The sequence below is a fragment of the uncultured Merdimonas sp. genome (genome assembly GCF_963929015.1).
GTDB lineage: Bacteria > Bacillota > Clostridia > Lachnospirales > Lachnospiraceae > Merdimonas.
In genome coordinates, this window is sequence record NZ_CAWVHE010000014.1 from 1 (window position 1) to 26560 (window position 26560).

The window sequence follows — 26560 nt, forward strand, 5'->3', positions numbered from 1 at the left end:
ACACTAGATCGCGTGTTTCGTATGCCGCTCGTAATTCTGCATATTGTATCACTTCCAGCAAAGAAATATTCAGATTTGCTGCAAATTTCTCAAGAATTATTCTTGCAGCCTCTACTTTCTGATCCAGCTCATCCTCTTTTTTCATCAATGAATAATTCCAGGCATTTTTGTTCGTGAAAAGCCAAAAATTCCCGACTATTTCCAAAATGTTCCTTGATTTTTTTATAAGAATCTGCACATAGAATCTGATCTTCTTCATCATTCATTGTGCAGAATTCTTTCATGCTTCCGTAGGGATAGCCGACGAGCTCACGGACCAGTCCGGCTTTTATCGGATTTAGATGAATATACCGAAGACAATTCCAAAAATATGACTCATCTTCTATACATTGACTTCGGTAACGATTTTGAAACACATATCCAGTTCGTTGATGTTTATAGTTATAGTAAAGTGCGTATCTTGCTGAGATTACAGCCATGAAAAGTGCCAGGGTCTCTAATTCTCCCTGCACCAGCAAATGAAAATGATTTGGCATGATGCAATATGCATAGAAATTAACCTGATATTTTTTGTAGAATTCACGAATAATATTAAGCATTCTGGAACGCTCACGCTTTTCTCCAAATATAGCTTTTCGATCAATCCCACGGTTAACGAGATGATATATTTTCGTTCTACTTTCTCTTCTAGGTTGTCGCGCCATATAATCCCTCCTTATCCAGATTCTGTGGATAAGAGACGGGATGTCTCATTGGGGACGGGGGATTTCCAGAAATCCCCCGTCCCCAATGAAGAGTTTTAATAAGATTTTCCCCAATATACCATGTGTTTTGCGGGTTTTCCACACCAGATACATTTATCGGAAATCATTTCTTCGTCTTCAATCAGACAGCGGGTTGCTGCTCCGCCGGTTGCGTATTTTACTTCGCCCTCGCATTCGGGATCGCCGCACCAGCATGCTTTTACAAAACCACGGTTTTCTTTGAATTTCTCTACCATCTCATCCAGAGTCACTGCGGTATCAATATGATCCTGCAGGAATTTGTTGGCTCTGTCGTACATATCCTGCTGCTCCTGTTCCAGGATCTCACGCAGTTTTACCGCAATTTCATCCAGAGAAACTACAATCTTCTCGCGGTTGTCACGGCGTACTACAACAACCTGTTTTTTCTCCAGATCTTTTGGTCCGATCTCGATACGGGTGGGGATTCCAAGAATCTCCTGCTCAGAGAATTTCCATCCGGTACTCTTGTCGGAGTCGTCTATTTTTACTCTATATCCTGCTTTCTTCAGTTCTTCGTAAAGTGCATAGGAGCTTTCCAGCACGCCTTCCTTATGCTGTGCGATCGGAATAATCCGGCACTCTACCGGAGCCACATGAGGCGGCAGCACCAGTCCGTCATCATCTCCGTGTACCATGATCAGAGCTCCGATACTTCTGGTGGACCATCCCCAGGAAGTCTCGTAAGCGCTCTGAAGCTGGTTATTTTTATCCACATACTTAATGCCGAAGGCGTCCGGGAATCCGCTTCCGAAGAAATGGCTGGTGGCAGACTGCAGAGCCTTGCCATCGTGCATCAACGCCTCGATGGTATAAGTATCCTGTGCTCCGGCAAACTTCTCATTCTCTGCCTTTCTTCCGGCTACAAACGGAATCGCCATGGTCTCTCTGTAACAATCTTTGTAAACTTCCCACATCTGGATCGTTCTTGCCTCTGCTTCTTCATAAGTTGCATGAAGGGTGTGGCCTTCCTGCCACAAAAACTCCCTGGAACGAAGGAAAGGTCTGGTAGTTTTTTCCCAGCGAAGTACAGAGTTCCACTGGTTCCATACCTTCGGAAGATCCCGGTAAGAACGGACTGTCTTTGCCCACAGATCACAGAACAATGTCTCAGACGTCGGGCGGATGCACATCCGCTCCTGCAGTCTCTCCATACCACCGTGAGTAACCCACGCGACCTCAGGCGCAAATCCTTCCACATGATCCGCCTCTTTTTCCAGAAGACTCTCCGGGATCAATACCGGCAGATAAACATTTTCTACGCCGGTTTCTTTAAACCGTCTGTCCAGATCAGCCTGGATCAGCTCCCAGATCGCATATCCGTTGGGCAGATAATTCAGACAACCTTTTACACTGGAATAATCACACAGATTTGCTTCGCGGACTACATCTGTATACCACTGTGCAAAATTCTCATCACGAGGTGTGATATTTTTGACTAATTTTTCCTTTGCCATGACTTTCTTCTCTCCTTTTCTCTGACAGCCGGAAACCTCCGGCACATTTTTGCTGCAGAAGCGCTGTCCCCGGCAAATAAAAACGCCGATCTTCGCGCTCCCCAAAAAAGGGACCGAAAAGCTCGGCGGTACCACCCTAGTTAACTGCCTTCTTCCGGCAGTTCGCTCATTTACCATTAACGCTGGCAACACGCTGCATTTTCATGCAGGGGCTCCAGGGCCGGTTCCACAAGAACTCCCGGCAGGAATCTCACACCCGCTGATTCCCTCTCTGTGCCTGCTCTCATGTACTAATCCCCTTCGCAGCCCATAAAAATCTTGAGTTATCCGTAATTCTAATCCATCCCTCCCCATTTGTCAAGGGCGAACTCCCCCTTATCTACAGGAAATGTCCCCTCTGTACGCTTCAAAATTCCTCCCTTTTAAACTATAGATATTTCCCTTTCATCAATAAAAATACCCTTCATTCTCGAAAATGAAATCCTCTCATTATCAAGGCCGCAGACATCGCCATCACAAAATGCCGGATATTTGCATATTTCCTCCGGCTGTGCTTAAATAGAATTTAAGAAAGAAAAACAGCACACTGTAATCGGAGGAGCCCATGTACCATTTATCATCAAAAACACCGTTACATATTTTATATGAAGACACACAGATCATCGTCTGTGTCAAGCCGCCCGGAATCGCCACCCAGACTCGATCCACGGGAGCTCCGGATATGGTACGCCTGCTGAAACAACATCTGTACCAGATAAATCCTGCTTCCGGCGAGCCTTATCTGGCAGTCATCCACCGGCTGGATCAGCCGGTATCCGGTCTCCTGGTATTCGCCAAAACCCCGGCAGCGGCCAGAGAATTAAACCGCCAGCTGCAAAATCCAGACAAAACTTCTTTCGGCAAATATTATTGCGCCCTGGTGGAGGGCCCGCCCTCCAAAACCTTCCGGCATCCTGGAAAACTATATGTGCCGGGATCCCCTCACCAACACTTCCAGAATATGCGATCCCGGAGAAAAAAATGCAAAACTTGCCCGATTAGAGTATGAAGTTGTGGAAAACTCCTTCGGATGGGGACGGGGGATTTCCAGAAATCCCCCGTCCCCATCCGAAGGCACCACCCTATTTATCCACATTTTCACCGGACGCCATCACCAGATCCGGGTACAACTGGCTCATATGGGCTGTCCGATTGTGGGCGACACCAAATATAATCCACATTCCCGGGAAATTGCGGGGATAACGGGGATAACTTCCGCTCCTTCCGGTCATCCTGATACTCTCCGCGGCCAGTCAGACGTCCGGCCCACCGCCCGGCCCTGGCAACAGATCTGTCTGTGCGCCTGCCGGCTTACGTTCTTCCATCCGACGACAAAAAAACCCATGGCCTTCCAGATCAGCAATCTGGAAGACTATGGGTTCTGACACTCCTTATTCTGGCATTCCTTATTCTGCACTCCTTATGCGCGTTTGCCGATCTGGATCTCCTGCTTCTTTGCATACAGGATGCACCGTGACACTACATCTACGATCAAGAAGCCCAGCGCGATGGCAAGACAGGTTTCCAGGAGCACTCCGGTCTCACTGCGGGCCATAGCCGAATCTGCGCTGACCCAGCCATACATCATATAGTAGAGATTTGGTCCGGGGATCAGCGGAAAGGCAGAGGCAGTCAGAAAAATCGTAGCCGGCGCCTTATTGATCCTGGACATAATAAAGGCATAGGCCGCCACAAACACCGCGCCCGCCATGGTCGCCCCAAAGTTGCTTGGCCAGATCGCAAACACCACCATATAGATCAGCCAGGTAAAAAACGCTCCGATCCCGGAATACATCACCTGCACGCCTTTGATCTTAAACCACAGGGCAAATCCCACGCAGGCCACCGTACAGGAGATCAGCTGGATCACCGGATTGGAATTCAGGGTAAATCCATCGGAATGTCCGCCGCCCAGCAGCCACATGGCAATGGCGATCCCAAATGCGATCCCTGCCGCACCCAGGATCGAATTCATAATATTGATCAGTCCGGAAATAAAGTCTCTCTGCAGGATTTCCCGGATGCCATTTGTCGTGCTAAGGGCACTGATCAGGAGCATGACGATCCCAATCATAATCCGGTCCGGATGAGTTCCGATCCCCAGGAAAGACATGGCGATGATCACCATTTCCGCCAGAAATGCCAGGATCAGATTGTAGATCAAAAGATTGCTTTCCCGTTTTCCCAGCCAGTTTCCGGCAAACACGATCAGCGCAGACACCAGCCCCGCCACAATCCCGTCTACAAGCCCGCAGCCAAAGAACACGGCAAAGCCTGCGCCGCCCATAATGCCCGCCAGATAGGTCACCGGAAGCGACGGCTCTTTGCGCGCCATAACTTCCAGATATCTTTCGTGCAGCTCCTTCGCGTCCGGCGTATGGGCACAGACATATCTGGCCAGATTATTCAGATAATCCAGCCGGTCATAATTGATCCCGGTAGACTCAATATGCCGGATCTGCGTCAGGATCTCCCCCTCCGGCGTCTCCACGGTAATCTGGATATTACTGGGAATTGCAAATACATCATACCGCACAAATCCATAGCTTCTGCACATCCGGTACAGCGTATCATCCAGGCGGAAATTCTCCGCCCCGCTGCACAGCATGGCCTCTCCGATATCCAGGATCCCTTCCAAAATCCGTTTGTAATCCATTCTCCATTCCTCCAGTTATTTTCCTAATCCCTCATCCTGCATCAAAAGAGCGCACGAAAACCTGCCTTTAGAGTCCCGCTCCGCTTCTCTTTCACATACAGCCCCCATTGTAGAAAATAACCCGGAAAAATGCAATGCTTTTTCCAAAAGTTAAAAAATACACAATCTGTCTTAAAAAATCCGGGATATCCATTCCTCCGTATCCGGCAGGACCACATCCCGGGAAATCACCTCCTCGATCCTGTCACTGTCCACATCCAGCACCTTCATCTCCCGGCGGTCCATTGTCACAAACAAGGTAAATAAAAAACAGCACAAAAGAAAGCGGACCCCGAACGTTCCTCTCGGAAGGTCGTGCCCCTCTCCCTCATACAATCCGTGGCAGACTGCTCCATATCTTGGATGCACCACCGGAGCGCCCCCGTGGTCGCGGTAAAGGGAACGGGTCTCCTTCAAAAGTCTTTGCCTGCGTTTTTCCGGACTCTCCACTGATTCTCCCCCTTCCTTTTCCGGCCGGGGAAGGACCGTCTCCCGCCTCTTTTTGCATACCGGTCCTGCATCTCCCCGTACCGTCATCCCTCTTCTTCCAATACAGTCTATGCCCGGCACCACACATAATATACCACTGCCGCAAGGAAGCGACGCCGCAGGCGGCATTTCCTTCCCAGGCAGTGAATTTCCGGGAAGAAAACGATGCCCTTACAACTCCTTCATCTTCACCAGAATTTCCTGATAAAAACTCTCCTGATCCTCCCCCCTGAATAGATCCTCCAGGATCACGCCGTCCTTCAGAAGAATGAGGCGGCTGCAATAACTGGCCATCTTGGGATCGTGAGTCACCATGACGATGGTCTTGCCAAGTTCCTGATTGATCCGGGACATGGTAGAAATCACCACATCCCCGGACTTGGAATCCAGATTTCCGGTAGGCTCATCCGCCAGGATCAGCTCCGGGTCATTGATCAGCGCCCGGCAGATGGCCACTCTTTGCTTTTCCCCGCCGGAGAGCTCATATGGCTTCTTCTCCAGCAGCCCGCGAATCCCAAACTGTTCCGCCAGTTCTTCCGCCTTCGCGATACATTCCCGGGCAACGCCTTTATCCAGAATCTTAGGCAGCATAATATTCTCCTTCACCGTCAGGCTGTCCATCAGATAAAAATCCTGAAAGACAAACCCGATGTCCCTGCGGCGAATGTCCGCCAACTCATCTTTCCACAGCTCCTGCGTATCACTGCCTTTAAAATACAGACTGCCCCCGGTCTGCCGGTCAATCATACCAAGGATCTTAAGAAGCGTCGTCTTTCCGCAGCCGGAACGTCCCATAATTCCCACAAACTCCTGACGTTCCACCTGAAAATTCAATCCCTTCAGCACCCGGATCTCATGCTTTTCCTTCGGTTCCCCGGTCCCTGTATAATTCCGCACCAGATCCCTTGCCTCCAGAACCGGACAACTCTTAGCCGTATCTCCTGCCCCGGTCCTCTTCTGCATCCGCTGATCTTCCATCTGTTTTTCTGCCCTCTGATCTGTCATCTTTTCCATCCTCATTCTTCTCCTTCCAGCTCCCGGTTCACATTCTTCTGAAGCAGCTTCATATTCAGAACCTGCGCCAGAACATAGACGCCCCATACCGGAAGCCCCCATTTCAGATAAGCGGCCATATCTGCCGCCTGATACAGCCGAAGCTTCCACAGGATTCCCGTCAGCAGGAGGGATATCCCACAGGCAAGCGCAAGCGGCACCCACACATACCGTGACACCTCCCGTTTCATAAGACGAATCCTTTCTTTTTCCTCCATTCCAAAGGTTACAAAAAAACGGTAATCTTGTTTCAGCTCCGGCAGATCCATCTTCATCCTCATACGAAGCACAAACATCCCCACCGCCAACAGCATCAGTAATACAATACCATTCACCAGCATTTCCATCTGCTGCTCCATCTGTCTCTGGTGCCGCCCTTCGCTGCCGATATAGGCGCTTTTTACCAGCGGGTCAAATTGTTCATCAAAGGCATGCGCCGTTCTAAATTCCTCCAGGATCTCGTCCGCCTGCGCCCGGTATTCCTCTGGCACATTGACCAGACACAGCCGGGTAGGCCACTCATGGATCGTCACGTCCGGCACTGCATCCTTTTCGCTCACCGGTTCTCCGGTCAGAAGATCCGTGGTTCTCCAGGAGTCTTTTACCGCTTCAAAATAGGCATCTGAAAACACGATCAGATTCTCATACTTTCCCTGCCTGAAGGCGCCGATCAAAGAGCCCCGCTCCTCGCTTATAATCTCTCTTGGCGGATAAGTCTTTGCCCGTGTATAAATATCATGGCCCATCAATGCCTGGCCGATATGGACATAGGGTTTGCCGGTCCACTGGAACCAGTCCAGCGGTTTTGCCCTGGCGGCCTGATCTTGTTGGTAGACCACATGGATCCGCCTGCCCGCATCATCCAGCAAAAGATCTTCCCACGTCTCTCCTGCCAGTTCCTTCAGCGCCCGGTAAGTCGTTTCTGAAATGCCGATATTTTGTCCCTGCTGTACTACAATCTCTGTAAATTGGTTGGGCATCTCTGTATTGTCCAGGGTGGTGGCCCTTACCATAGGAAATTGATAAACCTCCGCCCCGCATTCTTCCTCCAGCTGTTTAAAATATCTGTCATCCTCTCCGTTGGCCAGATAGACATAATCGTAAGGATACAGATCCTCCGGGTCGTCTGCGATCCGGGCAGAAAGAAACTTTACAGAAAATACGCTTAAGCACAACACATGTACCACCGTCAGCAGGGAAAGGTATCTGGTCACCGTCCGAAACCGGCAGCGCGTCCGGCAGATCTTCGGCAGCGCCGGCAGAGTCTTTTCCGGATCTTTCAGTCCTCTTTTCATCCAAAGTCCCCACAGGGAACGGAACACGATCGCCGCGCACAACAAAAATCCGCAGGCAAGCACAAGACTTTCCGCCATTCTTCTCTGTCCGTAAAAGGACAGACAAAGAATTCCCAGAATACCTGCCGCCACAGCCGAAGCTATTGTAAACCGTCCGGTCACAGGCTCCCATTTCGCCGCTGCATTTCTGGTATCTGTGGAGGCGGATCCCCGCTGCATCTCATAAGACGCGGCATACCCACACAGACCAAGGAGCGCCGTACCCGCCAGTGTCCAGATATATACGCCCACGCCTGCTGTACCCGTGCTTTCATATCCGGGCATCCACCTTTCGATCCCCTTACAGAGCAGATACAACCCCAGGCTGCCAATCCCCCAGGACAGAGCCACAGCTGCCGCCAGACAGGCAATGATCTCACCAACCCAGGTCGCAAACAGCGTACCGCTTCGGATCCCCAGTGTTTCAATCAGCCCCATGCCCGCCATCCTTCGCTTCTGATAAAACGACATGGCAGAAGAGACGAGAAAAAGGCCGATAAACAGGATCGCCACCAAAAAATCCCTCACAATCTCCACCAGACCCAGCCCCAGCATGCCGCCGTCCTCTCCATAGCTGCCGGAAAAATTCTGATAGATCCCAAGTCCAAGAAAAAGAAAAAGCGCGGACAAAAACGCAGACAAAAAAAGATAGGAAATATCCTTCCGGCGATATCTCATGTCCTTCCACAGAACCCGGTAAAGCAGTCTGCAATAATGCCCGGGAAACCGGAGCCTTCTCTTCCTCTCCTGCCGGTAAAACCGCTTTGCCTCCTGCTCCTTTCGATGGCGTCTGTCCGCCTCGTCCCATGCTTCCAGGAGCCGAACGACTGTATACAATAATCCGGCCGCAATAACCCCGCAATAAGGGTAAAAATAAGTAAATGTCCCGAGAATTTCCTTCTTCCCGACCATTACATCCCCGGGCGATACAATGACTTCGGCAATGTACATCAAAGCACATCCGATCACGGCCGCAGCTGCTGAGCAAAACTTATACCGAAAGCCGTTCATCCCACCGATCACAGCAATGATACAAAGAGCCTGCGAAAGCGTCAGCAGCACAGCCACCAATACAAACTGACCGGCAAACGCCGGAAGATTCCCGCCAAGCTCCAGGCTTAGCGGAAATTCCTCCTGCATAAGAACCGCCGCGCCGCCCTTGCGGATCACCGCCATCAGATAAGTAATACTGTTATAAGTATGCTCCTCTCCCCGGATCCAGGGCCAGAGATAGTACACCTGTACCAGGAGCCCTGTAGCCAGCAGGATCCACCGAAATCCGGATTTTGTTTCCCACTTCATAACATGTCCTCTCAATTTTCCTGTCCGGGTCGCTTTTCCCCAAAGGATCCGGCGTATTTACCAAAATCATAACACCGGAGCCGGAAAGAGACAAGTGTCCTGACATCTTTCATCCTAAAATAAGCGGCGGCTCTTTTTACAGAAGCCGCCGCTTTTTATGTCCCTGGTGCCTATTCTTCGTTGTCGTCATTTTCCATGGCTTCCTGGTATTTTTCCAGGATCATGGTCTGGATCCGCTCTCTTGTCGCGGAGTTGATCGGGTGTGCAATGTCCCGGTACTCACCGTCCAATGCCTTCTTGCTCGGCATGGCAATGAAAAGTCCCTTCTCGCCTTCAATTACCTTGATGTCATGTACCACAAACTCCTCATCCATGGTGATGGAAACCACTGCTTTCAGTTTCCCTTCTTTTGCTACTTTTCTTACTCGTACATCTGTAATCTGCATCCTTGCTGCCCCTTTCTCCATGCGCTGCGGATATTTCTTTTACAGCGCATACCTTTCGTTCTTTTCTACAACTACCTTCACACCATTTTCCCCAACATAGCGTGTATTTGCTCTGATCGTGTCTCTGCTCTCGACGATGCAATTCTCAATATAAGTATTGTCGCCAAGGTAGACGTCATTTAGAATAATAGAATTCTTGATCACACAATTATTCCCGACAAATGTTTTCTTGAAAAGAATCGAATTTTCCACGGTTCCATTGATGATGCTTCCGCTGGCCACCAGGCTGTTTTTCACAACTGAGCCCGGATTGTATTTTGCGGGAGGCAGATCGCTGACTTTGGAATAAATCTCCGGACGCTTTTTGAAGAAATATTCCCTGACTTCGGGTCTTAGAAAATCCATGTTTGTCCGATAGTACGCATCCACCGTTGATATGTTGCTCCAGTAATCTTTTATTTTATAACCATATATCTTTTTCAGATTTTTATATCTGATCAGGATATCGGTTACAAAATCATACCTGTCTTCCTCCGCACAGTGCTCGATCAGGTCGATCAGGAGGCGTCTCCTGACGATGTAGATTCCTGTGGAAACTGTGCTGGAGTTTGCCACCATAGGCTTCTCCTCAAATTCAGTAACCCGCATGGTGTCGTCCATCCGAATGGTACCGAAACGGCTGGCATCCTCCAGAGAATCCAGCTCTTTGCAGACCACGGTAATGTCCGCCTTCTTTGCAATGTGATATTCCAGTACTTTATTGTAGTCCATTTTGTAGACGGCATCCCCGGATGTGATGATCACATAGGGTTCATGGCATCTTCTTAAGAAATCCAGATTCTGGTAGATCGCATCGGCAGTTCCCCGGTACCAGTAGCCATTATCGGCGGTGATGGTCGGGGTAAATACATAGAGACCGCCCTGCTTTCTTCCGAAATCCCACCATTTTGATGAATTCAGGTGCTCGTTCAGGGAACGCGCGTTGTACTGTGTCAGTACCGCCACCTTCTGGATATGGGAATTACTCATATTACTCAGGGTAAAATCTATGGCCCGGTAGCTGCCGGCGATAGGCATCGCCGCAACGGCCCTCTTGGTAGTCAGTTCCCTCATTCTGTGGTTGTTGCCGCCCGCCAGTATGATCCCTACTGCTTTCATACGCGCTCACCTGCCTTTATCAAAGTCTCGCCGCTTTCCAGCACTCCGTTCGGATAGTCCTCCTTCACGGTATAGCCGCTAAGCGCGGTATTCTTTCCGATCTGTACCCCCGGCGGCACTGTGGTGTTTTCTCCGATGGTCACAAGTCCAAAGGAATAGATGGCCGGCTTCAGCCTGTTCGGAACGTCGCTGCCAATACCAAGGGTTACATTTTCCCCGATCTGGCAGTCCTCGGCAATGATCGCCTTATCCACCACACATCCCTTTCCGATCACGGTATCCTTCATAATAATAGAGTCCCGGACTACCGCGCCCTCGCCGACGATCACGCCGGAACCGATCACGCAGTTTCTGACTTCCCCGTATATTTCGGATCCATTTCCAATGATACTTCTTTCGATCACTGCCTGTCCGGATATGTACTGCGGCGGCAGGATCCCGCTATTGGTATAGATTTTCCAGTATTCTTCATAAAGATTGAACTCCGGCACAATGTCGATCAGCTCCATATTGGCCTCCCAGTATGAGCCGAGGGTCCCCACATCCTTCCAGTAGCCGTTGTATTCATAGGCAAAAAGCCGAAGTCCCTTTTCGTGGCAGTACGGGATAATATGTTTTCCAAAATCACATCCGGGTTCATTGCGGAGCGCCAGCAGCGCTTCCTTTAATACCGGCCAGCTGAATATGTAGATCCCCATAGAGGCCAGGTTGCTTTTTGGCTCTGGCGGCTTTTCCTGAAATTCAGAAATCTGTCCGTCTTCTCCCGCCACCACAACTCCAAATCGACTGGCTTCTTCTATCGGCACAGGCATGGCCGCGATCGTGACGTCAGCCTTATGCTCTTTGTGATAATCCAGCATAATCTCATAATCCATCTTGTAGATATGATCTCCCGACAGGATCAGCACATAATCCGGATGATAGGTCTCAATATAATCCAGATTCTGATAGATTGCATTGGCAGTTCCGGTATACCACTCGCTGTTGCTGCTCTTTTCATAAGGCGGCAGGATCGTAACCCCGCCGAAATTGCGGTCCAGATCCCAGGAGATCCCTATGCCGATATGCGTATTCAGACGCAGCGGCTGATACTGTGTCAGAACGCCCACCGTGTCGATCCCGGAGTTGATACAATTGCTCAAAGGGAAATCTATGATGCGGTATTTTCCGCCAAAGGCCACCGCCGGTTTTGCAACTTTTGCCGTGAGGACTCCAAGTCTGCTGCCCTGTCCTCCCGCAAGCAGCATTGCAATCATCTCTTTCTTTCGCATGTCATCACCCCTTTATAAGTAAATTATTATACATTATATCATACAAATATATATTCGTGAACAAAATTTACAAATTAATTCCAATTTTTGTTTACTTTTTATGGAAATATCACAAAAACTTACAGCTTGGTTTTTTCCCCATATCTGTATATAATAATATGGAAAGAATTTATCATTTATGACTTTGAATTCGGAAAGGTATGAGCGCATATGTATCAGATTAATTTCAGTAAACCTGTACACATACATTTCATCGGCATCGGCGGCATCAGCATGAGCGGACTGGCTGAGATCCTTTTAAAAGAAGGATTTACCGTATCCGGCTCCGACAGCAAAGAGTCGCCCCTTACCGACCGGCTGGAAAGCCTGGGCGCAACGGTCTTCTACGGACAGAAGGCCTCCAACATCATCCCCGGCATCGACGTGGTAGTCTACACCGCCGCCATCCATGAAGACAACGAAGAATATCAGGCGGCTGCAGCAAAAGAACTGCCCATGTTAAGCCGGGCCGAGCTTCTCGGGCAGCTGATGAAAAATTACGAGACGCCCATCGCCGTGGCCGGCACCCACGGAAAGACAACTACAACCTCCATGCTCTCCCACATCCTGCTTTCCGGGAACATGGATCCCACCATCTCTGTGGGCGGCATCTTAAAAACTATCGGCGGCAATATCCGGGTGGGAGATTCCGGCCTGTTTGTAACGGAGGCCTGTGAGTATACCAACAGTTTTCTTCACTTTTTCCCGAAAATCGGCATCATTTTGAACATTGACGCAGATCATCTGGATTTCTTTAAAGATTTAGACGACATCCGCCGTTCCTTCCGGAAGTTTGCCGAACTTCTGCCGGAGGACGGTACGCTGATCGTAAATAGCGAGATTCCGGATCTGGACTCCTTCACCCGGGGACTGCGCTGCAGAGTCGTTCGCTACGGCATGGACGATTCTTTGGACTACAGCGCCGCCAACATCACCCACGACGAGCTGGGAGACGCCTCTTTTGACCTGATGCGCTCCGGCGCCTTTGCGGACCGGATCCACCTTGCGGTCAACGGAGACCACAATGTATCCAATGCTCTGGCCGCCATCGCTGCCTGCGATATCCTGGGTGTACCTGTGGATGTTATGAAAAAGGGATTAAAAGAATTTACCGGCACCAACCGGCGTTTTGAATACAAAGGGGAATTTAACGGCGTCACCGTTATCGACGACTACGCCCATCATCCCACGGAGATCCGGGCGGCCCTTACGGCAGCCGCTCACTATCCCCACAGGAAGCTCTGGTGCATCTTCCAGCCCCACACCTACACCCGGACCAAAGCCCTCTTTCCGGATTTTGTGTCTGCCCTTACTCTGGCGGACCATGTGATCCTGGCAGATATCTATGCGGCCCGGGAGACCGATACCCTGGGCATCTCTTCACAGGACATCGCCAGGGCTCTGCAGGAAGAAGGCCGCGACGCCTGCTACTTCCCTTCCTTTGAAGAAATTGAGAATTTCTGTCAGGAACACTGTCAAAAAGGGGACCTGTTGATAACTATGGGAGCGGGAGACGTTGTAAACATTGGGGAAGCGCTGTTAAAGGACTAGTTATCCACATTTTCCACAGGATTTTATCCACAAAAAAGTTGATTTTTGCGTCAGAAATTTCTTTATCCTCCGGACAGCCGATGCTATAATAAACAGCACAAGATTTAGAAGGAGCGGCAGAAAGCACTATGACGAAGTTAACTCTTAGAAATTGCGCGCAGGATAATATCACTGTGCTGGAAAATGATTTTATTGACCGGTATATGCCCCAGGCCAACGGAGAATATGTAAAGGTATACCTTCTGGTCCTGCGCCATCTGGGAGACTCCTCCGGCGTGCTGTCCATCCCGGAGATGGCCGATGTGCTGGAATGTACAGAAAAAGATGTGCGCCGGGCCCTGCGGTACTGGAAAAAGCAGGGGATCCTGGACTACACCGAATACAGCGAGGCCGGCGAGGCATCTACGCAGACTTCCTGCGGATCTTCCGCCGTCCCGGCACGCGAGGCTTCTGCTCCGGCTGTTGCTGCGCCTTCCAGAAGCGATAAGGAATTTAAAGAACTCCTCTTTGTGGCCGAACAGTATCTGGGCAAGACCCTGTCCGCCTCAGATATCGACACCATTGTCTATTTCTTTGATGTGCTGGGCATGTCCGCGGATCTGATCGAATATCTGATCGAGTACTGTGTAGAAAACAACCACAAGAGCATGCACTACATCCGGGCTGTGGCTCTGTCCTGGGATTCCCAGAATATCCGCACCGTGGAAGAGGCCAAAGCCAATACCATGCAGTACCACAAGAATTTTTACTCGGTGCTGAAAGCTTACGGCATCGGAGGCCGCTCTCCCGCGCCTTCCGAGATTGCCTACATACGCAGATGGCAGGAAGAGTACGGCTTTTCCCTGGAGGTCATCCTGGAAGCCTGCGGGCGTACCATGAGCGCCATCCATCAGCCTAATTTTGAATACACTGATTCCATCCTGAAAAACTGGCAGTCCAAAAATGTCCGGCAGCTGTCGGACATCCGCACAGTGGACGCTGATTTTCAGAAAGAAAAGGAAAAACGTATGGTTTCCCGGGAGAAAAAACCGGCCAAACCCAATAAGATCAATAAATTCAACAACTTTGAAGGCCGTTCCTACAACATGGACGACCTGGAACGCAAACTGATCCAGCAATAAATGCAGAAAAGGAGACCCTTTCTGGTATGTCATTAACCAATTCGCAGTACGACCAAATCATGCGTATTTATGAACAACGGCAGATCGACAACGAGCACCGGCTCCGGGAACATTATCGGGAGGCTTATGCAAGGATCCCTTCCCTTAAAGAAGTGGACCAGTCTATTTCTTCTCTTGGCATGGACAAGGCCAGACGTCTCCTGGAAGGAGACCTCGACGCCCTTGCGTCTCTGAAACAGGAGCTTGCCCGCCTTACCGCAAAAAAGCAACGCCTTCTTACAGACGCTGGTTTCCCCGCAGATTACCTGGAGCGCTCCTACACCTGCCCCGACTGCCGGGACACCGGTTACATCGGCACGGAAAAATGCCACTGTTTCCGGAAAGCAGTAACGGATCTTCTCTATCTTCAGTCCAATCTGCAGGAGATCCTGGAGCAGGAGAATTTTTCTACTTTTTCCACAGACTATTATTCCGCAAACCACATAGATCCGGTTACCGGCCGATCTGCAAAGGAAGCGATGCAGACGGCGTTAAAGACCTGCCGGGCATTTGCAGATCATTTCTCTGAACGCTTTGAGAATCTTCTGCTCTACGGAGACACCGGCGTGGGAAAGACCTTCCTCTCCCACTGCATTGCCAGAGAAGTGATGAACGCAGGTTTTTCGGTCATCTACTTTACAGCTGCCGGATTATTTGATATATTTGCAAAGTGTGTGTTTGGCCGGCGGTCAGAAGAAGACGAAGAAACTCTGGATCACATTTACAACTGTGATCTTCTCATCATCGACGATCTGGGCACGGAGCTTTCCAACTCTTTTACCGTGTCCCAGCTGTTTGTCTGCCTGAACGAACGCATATTAAGAAAGAAATCAACCATTATATCCACCAATCTCGCGCTGGAGGATATTCAGGAAATCTATTCTGAACGGACCTTTTCCCGCATCAGCAGCAATTATATCCTGCTGCGTCTGACGGGGGATGATATACGGATCCAAAAAAAATTATTAAATCTGGGAGGTACTAAGGATGCTGCGACGCACTGATCGAAATCTGGACAATATACCCATCGGAGCTCTGGGACTCATCGCGCTGGAAGGCTGCGAAGAGATGGGCCAGAAGGTCAACGACTATCTCGTAAAATGGAGAAGAGAGGACGGACATATCCACAAAAATGACGTGGCTTTCAGCGGATATGAAAGAGACACTTACCTTGTGAACGCCAATGTCCCCCGCTTTGGCTCTGGGGAAGCCAAGGGGATCATCAAAGAGTCTGTAAGGGGCATGGACATCTACATTATGGTAGATGTCTGCAATTACAGCCTGACTTATTCTCTGACCGGGCACATCAACCACATGTCCCCGGACGACCATTATCAGAATTTAAAGCGCGTGATCGCCGCAGTCGGCGGAAAGGGCCGGCGGATCAATGTGATCATGCCTTTCCTTTATGAGAGCCGGCAGCACCGTCGTACCAGCCGGGAATCTCTGGACTGCGCCCTTGCCCTGCAGGAGCTGGTCCGCATGGGCGTAGACAATATCATAACCTTTGACGCCCATGATCCACGGGTACAAAATGCCATTCCTCTGAATGGATTTGAAACTGTACGTCCCACCTATCAGTTTGTAAAGGGACTCCTTCGCCGGTTTGACGATCTGAAGATCGACAGCCAGCACATGATGGCCATCAGCCCGGATGAGGGCGCCACTGAACGGGCCGTTTATCTTGCCAATGTACTGAATCTGGATATGGGTATGTTCTATAAACGCCGGGATTACACCCGGGTCGTGGACGGACGCAATCCCATCGTAGCTCATGAATTCCTGGGCTCTTCGGTGGAAGGAAAAGATGTGATCATCCTGGACGACATGATCTCCTCCGGAGACAGCATCCTGGATGTCGCCCGCCAGCTGAAACGCCGCAAGGCAAAACGGATCTTTGCCGCAGCCACCTTCGGCCTCTTTACCAACGGCATGGAAAAGTTTGACAAAGCCTACGAGGAAGGCATCATCGACGCGATCCTGACCACGAACCTGATCTACCAGACGCCGGAGCTGCTTTCCAGACCCTACTATATCAACTGCGATATGAGCAAATACATCGCTCTGATGATCGATACCCTGAACCACGACGGATCCATCAGCAGTATTCTGACTCCCAGCGAACGGATCCAGGAAGCTGTTGCAAGCTACAACCGGGGCGAGGAAATCTAAAAGACAGGCCAACTGCCTGGCGCAGCTGCAAAGCTGCCCGTCAGACGGTTGGCCTGTCTTTTTTCTTATGCGGTTATCGTGTCCCGTCAAATTTCTATCACATTGCAGGGAATCCCCATCTCCTGCAGCGCTCTGATCTCCCTCTTTTGACAGGTAAAGATCAGCACCTGCCTTTTCTCCTCAAACAGCCACCGAAGAGTGGCTTTTAATCTTTGATCATCGTAATTGCCAAACGCATCATCCAGGATCACAGGCTGTGCCTCCTCCTGCAGGATCTTTGCCGCAGCCATCCTAAGCGCAAAACAGATCTGCTCTGCTGTGCCGCAGCTTACCTGTTCCGTTGCGATCCGTTTTCCATCCTTTACGAGCACCATGCGAAGCCCCTCTTCCACCCGCATCTTCTGATAGATCCCGCCGGTAATGCTGCAGATAATAGCCGAGGCCTCTTCGTTGAGCTGCCGGGACAGCCGGTCGCGAAAGTCTTCCGACAATTCATTCATCCGGTCAACCGCCAGACTTAATGCCCGGCTCCTCTTCTCCAGAGCCTGATCAGATGCCCCTGCCACACTCATCTCCGCCAGCTGCTCCTTTAGATTTTCATACTGGATCTCTTTCTCTTTTTTCTCCCGCAGCACCCGTTCCAGCTCCCAGGAAAGCTTTTCCCCGGATACCCGCTCTTCCTCCGGCAGAAGCTCTTCGATCAGTTCTGTGGAAGGATCCTTCTTCCCTTTTCCAACCTTTATGCGGTTCCACACATAGACGCTGCTGGCAAAGAAGATCACAATGACTACCAGGTAGTTGATCGGACCCGGAAGAAGGAAAAATGCCGCCACCATCACCGCCAACAGTACCAGGATCTCCAGCGGATGGATCCGCCATCTGGGCGGACGCAGTTCGTCTACCAGCCGCCGGTGCTCTTCCTCTCTTTTCTCTTCCCTAAGTTCTTCGTCCCGCAGACGATCCCGGATCTCTTCTTCTTCTTCCAGGAACCGGTGGAGCTCCCGCCAGACGTAAGAGGCTTCCTGTTCCACTGCCTCCCGCTCCTGCTGCCGCCTGCCAAGCTCCGTTCGGATTTCCTTTTCTACTTCTTTTTTTTGCTCCAGCAAAAAACGAATGGCCTGTTCCGGCTTTAAACTTCCATCCTCTGCCGCATAACAGCTGGTGGCGTACTCCTTAAGCGCCTCTCCCAGCGACTGATCCGGACGCGCCTTCATCTGTCCAAGAGAAATGGTATTCTCATACCCCGCGGCAGTCAGCCCGTCCAGCAAAGCGTCCAGATCCCCGTCTTCCAGGCTCAGTTTTTCGCCGTCGTCCTCGCAGACCAGCCCTGCCTTCTTATTCGCCTTATCAAAGCTTCGTTCGATACGAAACGTTTTTCCCCCGCTTTCAAATCTTAAGACACCCGCATACTGTCCCGGGCCGTCCCAGGGTTCATAGATGCTGTAGGCGTCATAAGCAGAGCCTCTTCCCCGTTTCCGCTCCATGCCAAAAAGCATGCCCCGGATAAAGGTGTGGATCGTAGATTTGCCGGATTCATTTTCCCCGTAGATAATGTTGATCCCGTCCTCCAGCCGGATCCTCTTATTCTGAAATTTTCCAAAATGCACAAGCAATACTTCCAGGATCTTCATACCTGTCCTCTTTCCATCTTCGCCTTATTGATTCCCGGTTTCCAGAAGCGCCTGCACACCATCGCACAGCGCCTGATATTCCAGACTGTCTTTTTTTGCCCCCTGAAAACTCCGGATATAATCTCCCAGAAAATTCCCTTTATTCTGCGCCATCAGCCGCTCAAAATCATAAGCCGGCCGGGTCTCGTCTGTCAGCTCCACAATATTTCCAAAAGGATCCATGGCACGGAGATCAAAACGGATGTCTGGATCCCTTTGCCCGGTCACCCGGATCCGGTAGATATCTTCTACGCCCTCCGCCTCTATGGCTGAGCGGATCTTTTCCGAGAGCGCATACCCGGTAGTTTCCTCTGTCACCGGAATCTGAAGCTTCCGGTATTCTCTTGTGGCTGCAGGCACAAACCGGGTCTTAAGTCCGTTTTCTGAAAGTTCCCCCTCCACATATCCGTGTGGTCCGGTATCGCCGCTGTCAATGGGCTCCAGGGCGCCTGCATAAATCATCCGGGCGTCCGGTGCGCCCGGCTTGTGGATATGTCCAAGGGCGATATAATCATAACCCATGGACAGCAGTTCCTTCTTATGAATGGGAATATGCTCCTCATCGCCGCCGTGAGCCAGCAGGATCCGGTATCTCTGACGATCCGAGGGCTCCGTCTCCTCATAGAGCGCCTCCCGGATCTCTCTGCTGTGATAACTAAGGCCGTATACAGCCAGGGATAATTCCGGATATTCCACTTTACTTAACTGTTCCTCTCCCAGAAAAGCAACGTTCCCGCTCCAGGAAAAAGTCCGGTAATAAGAATCCCGGCGAATGTAGTCGTGATTACCGGCGATCAGAACCACCCTTGTGGCATCCAGCGAGGCAAACATGGCGTTTACCTCTTTTAATTCTCTAAGAAGCGGCTGCCTGTGAAAAAGATCTCCCGCGATCAGAAGCAGGTCCGTCTTCTCCCGCCTGCAGATCCCGATCACCTTCTCGAACGTATCCCACAGCTCTCTATTTCTCTTTTGTCTGCGGGCGCTTCCTGCGTCCGGATCTGCCCCCAAATGTACGTCTGCGATGTGTATGAACTTCATCTGTCACCTCTTCTTCCTCCCGGGTCTTTCTTGGCAAAGTTACGATAAACCGGGTCTTCAGATCGTCGCTTTTTGCCAGGATCCTGCCTCCGTGAAGCTCTACGATCTCTTTTGCGATCGCAAGTCCAAGCCCCGCGCCGCCGGTTCCGCTGGATCGGGCGCCGTCCACCCGATAAAATTTTTCAAAGATCGTCTGCAGCATATCCCCGGGAATACGATCCCCCTCATTGGTAAAGATGATCTCCACATGATCCCCGGTTTCCGCCGCCTCGATCTGGATGCTGGTGCCTTCATAACAATAAGCAATCGCGTTGCGGAGGATATTGTCAAATACCCTGGCCAGCTTGTCCGGATCTCCATAGACCACCAGATTTTCCTCCACCTCTACCTGACAACTTAAATGCTTTTCCTGGAGCACCCCGTAAAGCTCGTCCGCCAGCTGCTCCAGCATGAAAGACAGATTGATCTCAATCGGCTCCAGCTCGATCTGCTGCAGGTTATATCTGGTAATATCAAAAAATTCATTGATCAGCTCTCCCAGACGGATAGATTTGTCCAGGGCAATATGGGTATATTTTGCCCTCTCCTCCCCGGACATCTCCGGGTGGCTTTCCAGCATCGTCAGATATGCCACGATGGATGTCAGCGGCGTTTTCAGGTCATGGGCAAGAAAAATAACCAGATCATTTTTCTTCTTTTCTCCTTCTGCAGCCAGAAGTTCCTGGCGCCGGATCGTAGCCTTGATCTCGTTTAACCGGATCTCGATCGGCTTCAGCTCCGTGATCAGATGGATCGGCTCATTAGAATCGGAGACGATATTCTCGATACCGTCCCCGATCTGGTCTACATATCTGGTCATTCTGGACAGCGCAATATAAAAGAACACGCCAAAAAGAAGCAGAAAGCCGACGATCATATAGAAAGTTTTATTGTCGCCGATCAGCTTCCAGTACCAGTCAATGGCGGTCTGCTCGTCCACATGAAAATTCATCAGGATCTCCACAAATATATTGGCAAAGCTGTCATTATAAATCCCGTCGATCACATAGTTCAGCAAAAAGCCTCCCACAAGCACGGTAAACGCCGTGATCAGAAGCGTCTGCAAAAGTACGCTGAACTTCAGTTTGCGATAATTATTCTTCAACTTTATAACCCACTCCCCAAACGGTCTTGATAAAGTCCGATTTTCCGGTGGGTGCGCTCATCTTTTCCCGCAGATGCCGGATGTGCACCATCACCGTATTGTTGCTGTTTTTATAATATTTTTCGTTCCACACTTTCTCAAACAGCTCCTCGGAGCTAAGCACCCTTCCCCGGTTCTCGCACAGAAGCCAGAGAATATCAAATTCAATCGGGGTCAGGGTCAGCGGCACTTCATTGTAGACACATTCATGTGAAGTCTTATTTAAGAACATGCCGCCGAAATCGATGATCTCTCCCTCTTCCTTTCCTCCGTCGTTGTACTGGGTGTAGCGGCGCAGCTGCGCTTTGACTCTGGCAACCAGCTCCAGCGGATTAAATGGCTTGGGAATATAATCATCCGCCCCCAGGGTAAGCCCGGTGATTTTATCCATGTACTCGGTCTTTGCCGTCAGCATGATCACCGGAAACTTATACTTTTCCCGGATCTGCTTCAGGATCTGAAATCCATCGATATCCGGAAGCATGATGTCCAGGATCGCCAGATCAATCCTGCGGCTGCCGATGCACTCCAGCGCCTCCTGGCCGGTATAGCACTTCACAACGCTGTACTGGTCGCTTTGCAGATACAGTTCAATCACATCTGCAATTTCCTTTTCATCATCCACCACCAAAATATTCATGCTCATGGAAACCTCCTTATTTCTCCCCCGTATCTGTCTCTCATCCCTGCTCTTTTCCACACTTCGGCTGTCTCCCTCACCGAGTCCTCTCTGGCCGCCGCAATGCGGACCGTCGCAAAAGATCCCAAACGCCTACAGCTCGCAGTTGTTCACGGTACGCGGGAAGGGTATTACATCCCGGATATTGCTCATACCGGTCAGATACATGATGCAGCGCTCAAATCCCAGCCCGAATCCCGCGTGTCTGGTGGAGCCGTACTTGCGAAGATCCAGATAGAAGCCGTACTCCTCTTCTTTCATGCCAAGCTCTTTCATACGGGCAAGAAGCTTCTCGTAATCATCCTCTCTTTGGCTTCCGCCGATGATCTCACCGATACCCGGAACCAGGCAGTCCACTGCTGCCACTGTTTTTCCGTCATCATTTTGTTTCATATAAAACGCTTTAATTTCTTTCGGATAATCTGTTACAAATACAGGCCGCTTGAACACCTCTTCTGTCAGATAGCGCTCATGCTCTGTCTGCAGATCTGTTCCCCAGGAAACCTGATACTCAAACCGGTCGTTCTCCTTTTCCAGAAGTTCGATCGCCTCTGTGTAGGTAATCTTCGCAAATTCAGAAGAAACAACATTGTGGAGACGGTCCAGCAGACCCTTATCTACAAAAGAGTTAAAGAAGTTCATCTCTTCCGGCGCATGCTCCAGCACATAATTGATCACATACTTCAGCATTGCCTCCGCCAGCATCATATCATCCTCCAGATCCGCGAAGGCCATCTCCGGCTCCAGCATCCAGAACTCGGCCGCATGCCGGGTCGTGTTGGAATTTTCCGCCCGGAAGGTCGGCCCGAAGGTATAGACATTGCGGAACGCCTGCGCGTAGGCTTCCGCATTTAACTGACCGCTGACCGTCAGACTGGTTTCTTTTCCGAAAAAGTCCTTGCTGTAATCCACATGGCCTTCCTCAGTCTTCGGAACATTTTCCATATCCAGCGTGGTTACACGGAACATTTCCCCCGCGCCCTCACAGTCGCTACCTGTGATCAGCGGTGTATGCACATAGACAAATCCCCGCTCCTGGAAAAACTTGTGCAGCGCATAAGCTGTCAAAGACCGCACGCGGAATACCGCCTGGAAAGTATTGGTCCTTGGACGCAGATGAGAGATCGTCCGCAGATACTCAAAGCTGTGACGCTTCTTCTGCAGCGGATAATCCGGAGAAGAGGCTCCCTCCACCTCCACGCTGTCCGCCTGGATCTCAAACGGCTGCTTGGCCTGCGGAGTCGCCACCAGTGTACCGGTCACGATTACCGCTGTCCCTACATTTAATTTGCAAACCTGGGCAAAATTGTCCATCTTATCATGATAAACCACCTGCAGCGGTTCAAAAAAAGTGCCGTCATTCAGTACGATAAAACCAAAGGTTTTGGAGTCGCGAATACTGCGGATCCAGCCGCCTACTGTGACCTTCTGATCCAGGTAAGCTTCCCTGTTCTTAAATAAATCTCTGATCTGTGTCAAATTCATGGTATCCTATTGCTCCTTTACTCTGCTATTTCTCAAAATACTTTTCGCCCATTATAACACATTGTTCGTGATTTTTAAAGCTTGGCCATCGGGAGAGCCAAAAAACACAGGGCGGGTAAACGCAAAATCCCCGCCCCGGAAACCCGAACCGCCCTTTCACTCTTCAACCAGATATGCTATATTAAAGACACAAAAAGAACAACCGCCACAAAGTGGTTGGCCTCGTTGAATGATAATAGAATTACCACCCCAACTCGCCAAAGTTTAAAGGGTGGTTTTTCTATGCTTATTACATTATCTGATAAACGTAAATACGAATGTCAGCAATGCCAGCCACCTTTTTCTTGATTTCCTGCTGCCGCCATGCTATACTAACTTTCATCGCAGACCCGTCTAAACCAAGGTCTTTCAAGGTCTGCCGGCGGTCACCGCCGTAAAATGTGCCGAGTGTTCGAGACCTTCCACTCGTAAAACAAAACTAAAGGAGACAAAAAAATGAAAAAGCAGAATGTTACGTTTCTGACCCAGGCAGCTATGATCGCTGCCATCTACGTGGTGCTTACTTATGTCTTTGCACCCTTCTCTTTCGGCGAGGTACAGGTTCGCATCGCTGAAGCTCTCACGATCCTGCCGGCCTTTACTCCGGCCGCGATCCCTGGACTGTTTGTCGGCTGTCTGATCGGCAATACCCTGGGCGGAGCCATCCTTCCGGACATCATCTGCGGAAGTCTGGCCACTCTGATCGGCGCTTTTTTCACCTGCAAATTAAAAAATCAGGCTTTTCCGCTGCTGGCGCTGCCACCGGTTATTTCCAACATCGTGATTGTGCCGTTTGTGCTGCGGTACGCCTATGGCGTCGCGCTGCCCATTCCGTTTATGATGCTGACCGTGGGGATCGGCGAAGTGGTTTCCTGCGGCGTACTGGGCTTCCTGCTGTACACTGCTCTGAAGAGATATCGGGGACGGCTGTTCGTTCCTGCGGGCAGAAAATAATTTTTACGAAATCAAAAATGTCGAAAAGACGCTAAAAGAGCGGATGCTCTGTGATCTTCTTGTCACAGGAGCTCCGCTCTTTTTTCTTCTCTTTTTTCTGTTTTCTGCAGCGTATCCGGAAATGCTATCCAATATAGGTATTGCCGCTTCCCGCCGTCATCTGATCCATTTCTCCATAGCTTGCGCTGCTGCGCTCGCCGCTGTCCGGATGGACATAGATCACGCTGCTTTCGGTGTAACCCACCAGGATTACCGCTTGTTCGGGATCAAGCATGGCAATGACCGGCCGGCCGGTATTGATCACATACAGGATCTGCTCTGTCGTGCAGCCGGTAAGATCCAGGCACTCGCTATTCACTTCTTTCATCACTGTCACCGGTGCTTCTCCAGCCGTCAGACGACTTCGGATCTCTTCGATCAGGGCATCTTTTCCTGTGATGTTGTACTGCAGATTCCGGTTGCCCCGCTCCCAGATATAGTCCTGGGACGCGGACACCACCACGCCGCTGATCTCATCGGCATGACGGATGGCTTCCCCTGCATTCTCATAACTTTTCACCAGTTCCCCATATCCAAACACATCATAACGATCTTTTCGCTCCTCTGTGTCAAAAGACAATTCCTGTGTATTTTCAAACAGCACCTGCTTGGGCTTAAGCACCTTTGGCTCTTTGTCAGAAATGCCGTCCTCATAGGTCAGGCGCATCTGCGTTCCTTTTAACTCTGTACTGTAAGATTCCAGAGAAATGTTGCTTTCCGTGCGCGCGGCATTATTGGTAATATAATCCGGCGCTGTGCCGGTAAATACTGCTCCATCCTTCACCGCCCGCTCCAGAGTGATCATATTATCACTGATCTGTACGTCCAGCACATACATCCCGTCCGCCTGATAGGTTTCTTTGACCTTCCCGTTGGCGCCCCGGATCTCAATTTTATAGAAGGGAAGCACGGTCTCTCCCGCCACGGTTCTGCCGGCGTCGCTTATACGGGCCACGCCGCAGACTGCATCCTGGTTAATAAACCCGAGCGGCCGGATACATTCTCCTTCTGCACAGGAGGTTCCCCACTCTTTGCCGGTTTTCAGATTCATCACTTTCATGGTATCTGCCGCATCCAGGTCTCCGCCTGTCTGATATCCCACCATACTGCCGTCTGCCGATACGGCATACTGCCCTTCTTTCAGTCCCTCTGTCACAGTCCGGCTAAGGCCTTTCTCCAGCGTATATTCATACAGCTCTCCGCCTACCATTGTATAAAGGATCTCACGGGAAGCGCTGTAATACATTACCTTCCCCAGCTCATTTAAGGCGTGTCCGCCGGACTGGTCAATGGAGACAAACACCTTTTCTTCCACAGAGTTCTGTGCGATATCATAGGTATAGACCGCGGCGCCCACCTTTCCTTCATGCTCTCCCCGGTTCATATAGCCGTAGACCGCAAAGGTCGTATTCCCGTCATCGTCCATTTCCAGCAGCCTGATCTTATGCTGGCGTACCAGATTTCTCTCATCTGTATTCTCCGTGCTCATAAAACTGAACACCAGAGATGCCTCGTCGGTATTTTTATTATAATTCCACAGCTCGTCTGCCGTCACGAAAGACACAATGGAGCCGTCGCCATTTACCAGATAGGAAACATCCGGATCCGTCACCCCGAGCAGGATGCCGTTTTCACTTAACACATGCCGGGTCGGATCAAAGAACTGTTCCATAGTCCGGTCATAATCCAGAAGATAAGTGGTTCCCGCATCCGCCGCATGTCTGACGCGAAAATATTCTCTGGTCTGGTACAGATCGGTCTCATTCTCATCACCTGCACATCTTACCAGGAACTGGATCTCTGCTGAAATGGACACATCGTTGATCTCTTTGATCATCCACCGCTCGCCCTTCTCCACCTGGGGATTAAGATTCCCCCAGGAAACGTGCTCATAATCCGAATGAATAGTGACGCGCCAAAATGAGGAGCTTCCCCCCTCTTCCTCCGGCTCCAGGGCCGCTTCTACGCCGGACTCACTGTCTTTGGCAAGCGCCCCGTCGTGAAAACTCTTGATATAATTGAGATTTTCCAGAACATTTTTCCCCGCAGCGTCCGTTATACGGGTATAGTAGTAGATCGCATCCTCTTCTTCCGTCGAGAGCACGATCTCCAGCACGTTCTCCCTGCCTTCCAGTTCTTTTGGCGAAATCTCCAGAGAAACGGTTTCCGCCGGATTTTTTTCTTTTCCTTTCCCCAGCCGGGTCTCCCCGTCCGGCGTATAAATCGTCCAGGAAAGTTGCCTGATCTTATTCCCGTGAGACTGGACAGACACGTCCAACCTGCCGTTCTCGACCGGCGTAATAGTGTCCCGCATGGAGGGGATGTCCATTTGCTTTGCGTAACCCGGCAGGGTGTTCAGACTGTAGCCCTGATAGGCAAAGGATATCTGTGGGAACCTGGCCGCCCCCATATCCGCTGTCATACTATCGTTTCCTCTATTGGTAAAATACGCAAACACTGCCACGGCCGCCACAAAAACAGCGGCCAGTATCCCTGCGTGTATCAGTCGTTTTTTCCACTTCATT

22 protein-coding genes and 1 other annotated feature are annotated in these 26560 nt (G+C 50.5%); of the genes, 7 read left to right on the top strand and 15 right to left on the bottom strand.

The window, feature by feature from the left end; genetic code table 11:
* Nucleotides 1-128: 128 nt before the first annotated feature.
* Together ABGT54_RS10015 and proS are read right to left on the bottom strand one after the other, a co-directional pair.
* Complete coding sequence (locus tag ABGT54_RS10015) at nt 129-704, bottom strand: transposase (RefSeq protein ID WP_346663975.1); 576 nt, start codon at nt 702-704, stop codon at nt 129-131.
* Nucleotides 705-799: 95 nt separating this feature from the next.
* Nucleotides 800-2239: a proline--tRNA ligase gene (gene proS / locus ABGT54_RS10020; RefSeq protein WP_346663976.1), complete on the bottom strand. Its 1440-nt coding sequence runs from the start codon at nt 2237-2239 to the stop codon at nt 800-802.
* A gap of 105 nt (nt 2240-2344) precedes the next feature.
* Nucleotides 2345-2552 (bottom strand) — a binding site (T-box leader).
* A gap of 291 nt (nt 2553-2843) precedes the next feature.
* Between proS and ABGT54_RS10025 the strand changes: the two genes are divergently transcribed.
* The gene (locus ABGT54_RS10025; RefSeq protein WP_346663977.1) at nt 2844-3287 is read left to right on the top strand and encodes a pseudouridine synthase; all 444 of its coding nucleotides are present in this window, start codon (nt 2844-2846) and stop codon (nt 3285-3287) included.
* Nucleotides 3288-3291: 4 nt separating this feature from the next.
* A complete protein-coding gene (locus ABGT54_RS10030; protein WP_346663978.1) occupies nt 3292-3663 on the top strand; it encodes a hypothetical protein in 372 nt (123 codons plus the stop codon).
* Nucleotides 3664-3698: 35 nt separating this feature from the next.
* On the opposite strand, the gene ABGT54_RS10035 is transcribed toward ABGT54_RS10030, so the two are convergent.
* The 7 genes from ABGT54_RS10035 to ABGT54_RS10065 form a co-directional block, all read right to left on the bottom strand.
* Nucleotides 3699-4934, bottom strand: coding sequence for a threonine/serine exporter family protein (locus tag ABGT54_RS10035; RefSeq protein ID WP_346663979.1), 1236 nt, complete (start codon nt 4932-4934; stop codon nt 3699-3701).
* 171 nt (nt 4935-5105) lie between these two features.
* The gene (locus ABGT54_RS10040) at nt 5106-5510 is read right to left on the bottom strand and encodes a hypothetical protein (RefSeq protein ID WP_346663980.1); all 405 of its coding nucleotides are present in this window, start codon (nt 5508-5510) and stop codon (nt 5106-5108) included.
* Between the two features lie 123 nt (nt 5511-5633).
* Entirely contained in the window at nt 5634-6425 is a 792-nt protein-coding gene (locus ABGT54_RS10045) for an ABC transporter ATP-binding protein (protein WP_346664044.1), read from the bottom strand.
* 53 nt (nt 6426-6478) lie between these two features.
* Nucleotides 6479-9151, bottom strand: a complete 2673-nt coding sequence (locus ABGT54_RS10050) for a hypothetical protein (protein ID WP_346663981.1) — start codon at nt 9149-9151, stop codon at nt 6479-6481.
* A 170-nt stretch (nt 9152-9321) separates the two neighbouring features.
* Nucleotides 9322-9597: a septation regulator SpoVG gene (gene spoVG, locus ABGT54_RS10055; protein WP_346663982.1), complete on the bottom strand. Its 276-nt coding sequence runs from the start codon at nt 9595-9597 to the stop codon at nt 9322-9324.
* Nucleotides 9598-9636: 39 nt separating this feature from the next.
* Entirely contained in the window at nt 9637-10755 is a 1119-nt protein-coding gene (gene glgD, locus ABGT54_RS10060) for a glucose-1-phosphate adenylyltransferase subunit GlgD (RefSeq protein ID WP_346663983.1), read from the bottom strand.
* On the bottom strand, nt 10752-12026 hold the full coding sequence (locus tag ABGT54_RS10065; protein WP_346663984.1) for a glucose-1-phosphate adenylyltransferase: 1275 nt from the start codon (nt 12024-12026) through the stop codon (nt 10752-10754). Before ABGT54_RS10065 ends, glgD begins: the two co-directional genes overlap by 4 nt.
* Nucleotides 12027-12236: 210 nt before the next feature.
* On the opposite strand from ABGT54_RS10065, the gene murC reads away from it, so the two are divergent.
* The 4 genes from murC (at nt 12237) to ABGT54_RS10085 (ending at nt 16948) form a co-directional block, all read left to right on the top strand.
* Nucleotides 12237-13616, top strand: coding sequence for a UDP-N-acetylmuramate--L-alanine ligase (gene murC, locus ABGT54_RS10070; RefSeq protein WP_346663985.1), 1380 nt, complete (start codon nt 12237-12239; stop codon nt 13614-13616).
* A gap of 128 nt (nt 13617-13744) precedes the next feature.
* The gene (locus ABGT54_RS10075; protein WP_346663986.1) at nt 13745-14737 is read left to right on the top strand and encodes a DnaD domain protein; all 993 of its coding nucleotides are present in this window, start codon (nt 13745-13747) and stop codon (nt 14735-14737) included.
* A 26-nt stretch (nt 14738-14763) separates the two neighbouring features.
* Entirely contained in the window at nt 14764-15780 is a 1017-nt protein-coding gene (locus tag ABGT54_RS10080) for an ATP-binding protein (protein ID WP_346663987.1), read from the top strand.
* On the top strand, nt 15764-16948 hold the full coding sequence (locus ABGT54_RS10085; RefSeq protein ID WP_346663988.1) for a ribose-phosphate pyrophosphokinase: 1185 nt from the start codon (nt 15764-15766) through the stop codon (nt 16946-16948). Before ABGT54_RS10080 ends, ABGT54_RS10085 begins: the two co-directional genes overlap by 17 nt.
* A gap of 86 nt (nt 16949-17034) precedes the next feature.
* Here ABGT54_RS10085 and ABGT54_RS10090 read toward each other — a convergent pair whose 3' ends face one another.
* From ABGT54_RS10090 to asnS, 5 genes are all read right to left on the bottom strand, one after another.
* Nucleotides 17035-18579, bottom strand: coding sequence for an AAA family ATPase (locus ABGT54_RS10090; protein ID WP_346663989.1), 1545 nt, complete (start codon nt 18577-18579; stop codon nt 17035-17037).
* A 24-nt stretch (nt 18580-18603) separates the two neighbouring features.
* Entirely contained in the window at nt 18604-19656 is a 1053-nt protein-coding gene (locus ABGT54_RS10095) for a DNA repair exonuclease (RefSeq protein WP_346663990.1), read from the bottom strand.
* Nucleotides 19577-20800, bottom strand: a complete 1224-nt coding sequence (locus ABGT54_RS10100) for a HAMP domain-containing sensor histidine kinase (protein ID WP_346663991.1) — start codon at nt 20798-20800, stop codon at nt 19577-19579. Before ABGT54_RS10100 ends, ABGT54_RS10095 begins: the two co-directional genes overlap by 80 nt.
* Nucleotides 20790-21479, bottom strand: coding sequence for a VanR-ABDEGLN family response regulator transcription factor (gene vanR / locus ABGT54_RS10105; protein ID WP_346664045.1), 690 nt, complete (start codon nt 21477-21479; stop codon nt 20790-20792). Before vanR ends, ABGT54_RS10100 begins: the two co-directional genes overlap by 11 nt.
* A gap of 132 nt (nt 21480-21611) precedes the next feature.
* Nucleotides 21612-23003 carry an asparagine--tRNA ligase gene (gene asnS, locus ABGT54_RS10110; RefSeq protein ID WP_346663992.1) on the bottom strand — a complete coding sequence of 464 codons (1392 nt, stop codon included), beginning with the start codon at nt 23001-23003 and terminating at the stop codon, nt 21612-21614.
* Between the two features lie 495 nt (nt 23004-23498).
* Here asnS and ABGT54_RS10115 point away from each other — a divergent pair, with 495 nt between their 5' ends.
* On the top strand, nt 23499-23996 hold the full coding sequence (locus ABGT54_RS10115) for a QueT transporter family protein (RefSeq protein ID WP_346663993.1): 498 nt from the start codon (nt 23499-23501) through the stop codon (nt 23994-23996).
* Nucleotides 23997-24120: 124 nt separating this feature from the next.
* Here the strand turns inward: ABGT54_RS10115 and ABGT54_RS10120 are convergent, their stop codons facing one another.
* Complete coding sequence (locus tag ABGT54_RS10120; RefSeq protein WP_346663994.1) at nt 24121-26559, bottom strand: hypothetical protein; 2439 nt, start codon at nt 26557-26559, stop codon at nt 24121-24123.
* Nucleotide 26560: the final 1 nt, after the last annotated feature.

Excerpts from the sequence above, each read along its gene's own strand:
- ABGT54_RS10015 (WP_346663975.1), bottom strand. The coding sequence starts at position 704 with ATGGCGCGACAACCTAGAAGAGAAAGTAGAACGAAAATATATCATCTC.
- proS (WP_346663976.1), bottom strand. The coding sequence starts at position 2,239 with ATGGCAAAGGAAAAATTAGTCAAAAATATCACACCTCGTGATGAGAAT.
- ABGT54_RS10025 (WP_346663977.1), top strand. The coding sequence starts at position 2,844 with ATGTACCATTTATCATCAAAAACACCGTTACATATTTTATATGAAGAC.
- ABGT54_RS10035 (WP_346663979.1), bottom strand. The coding sequence starts at position 4,934 with ATGGATTACAAACGGATTTTGGAAGGGATCCTGGATATCGGAGAGGCC.
- ABGT54_RS10040 (WP_346663980.1), bottom strand. The coding sequence starts at position 5,510 with ATGACGGTACGGGGAGATGCAGGACCGGTATGCAAAAAGAGGCGGGAG.
- ABGT54_RS10045 (WP_346664044.1), bottom strand. The coding sequence starts at position 6,425 with ATGCAGAAGAGGACCGGGGCAGGAGATACGGCTAAGAGTTGTCCGGTT.
- ABGT54_RS10050 (WP_346663981.1), bottom strand. The coding sequence starts at position 9,151 with ATGAAGTGGGAAACAAAATCCGGATTTCGGTGGATCCTGCTGGCTACA.
- spoVG (WP_346663982.1), bottom strand. The coding sequence starts at position 9,597 with ATGCAGATTACAGATGTACGAGTAAGAAAAGTAGCAAAAGAAGGGAAA.
- glgD (WP_346663983.1), bottom strand. The coding sequence starts at position 10,755 with ATGAAAGCAGTAGGGATCATACTGGCGGGCGGCAACAACCACAGAATG.
- ABGT54_RS10065 (WP_346663984.1), bottom strand. The coding sequence starts at position 12,026 with ATGCGAAAGAAAGAGATGATTGCAATGCTGCTTGCGGGAGGACAGGGC.
- murC (WP_346663985.1), top strand. The coding sequence starts at position 12,237 with ATGTATCAGATTAATTTCAGTAAACCTGTACACATACATTTCATCGGC.
- ABGT54_RS10075 (WP_346663986.1), top strand. The coding sequence starts at position 13,745 with ATGACGAAGTTAACTCTTAGAAATTGCGCGCAGGATAATATCACTGTG.
- ABGT54_RS10080 (WP_346663987.1), top strand. The coding sequence starts at position 14,764 with ATGTCATTAACCAATTCGCAGTACGACCAAATCATGCGTATTTATGAA.
- ABGT54_RS10085 (WP_346663988.1), top strand. The coding sequence starts at position 15,764 with ATGCTGCGACGCACTGATCGAAATCTGGACAATATACCCATCGGAGCT.
- ABGT54_RS10090 (WP_346663989.1), bottom strand. The coding sequence starts at position 18,579 with ATGAAGATCCTGGAAGTATTGCTTGTGCATTTTGGAAAATTTCAGAAT.
- ABGT54_RS10095 (WP_346663990.1), bottom strand. The coding sequence starts at position 19,656 with ATGAAGTTCATACACATCGCAGACGTACATTTGGGGGCAGATCCGGAC.
- vanR (WP_346664045.1), bottom strand. The coding sequence starts at position 21,479 with ATGAATATTTTGGTGGTGGATGATGAAAAGGAAATTGCAGATGTGATT.
- asnS (WP_346663992.1), bottom strand. The coding sequence starts at position 23,003 with ATGAATTTGACACAGATCAGAGATTTATTTAAGAACAGGGAAGCTTAC.
- ABGT54_RS10115 (WP_346663993.1), top strand. The coding sequence starts at position 23,499 with ATGAAAAAGCAGAATGTTACGTTTCTGACCCAGGCAGCTATGATCGCT.
- ABGT54_RS10120 (WP_346663994.1), bottom strand. The coding sequence starts at position 26,559 with ATGAAGTGGAAAAAACGACTGATACACGCAGGGATACTGGCCGCTGTT.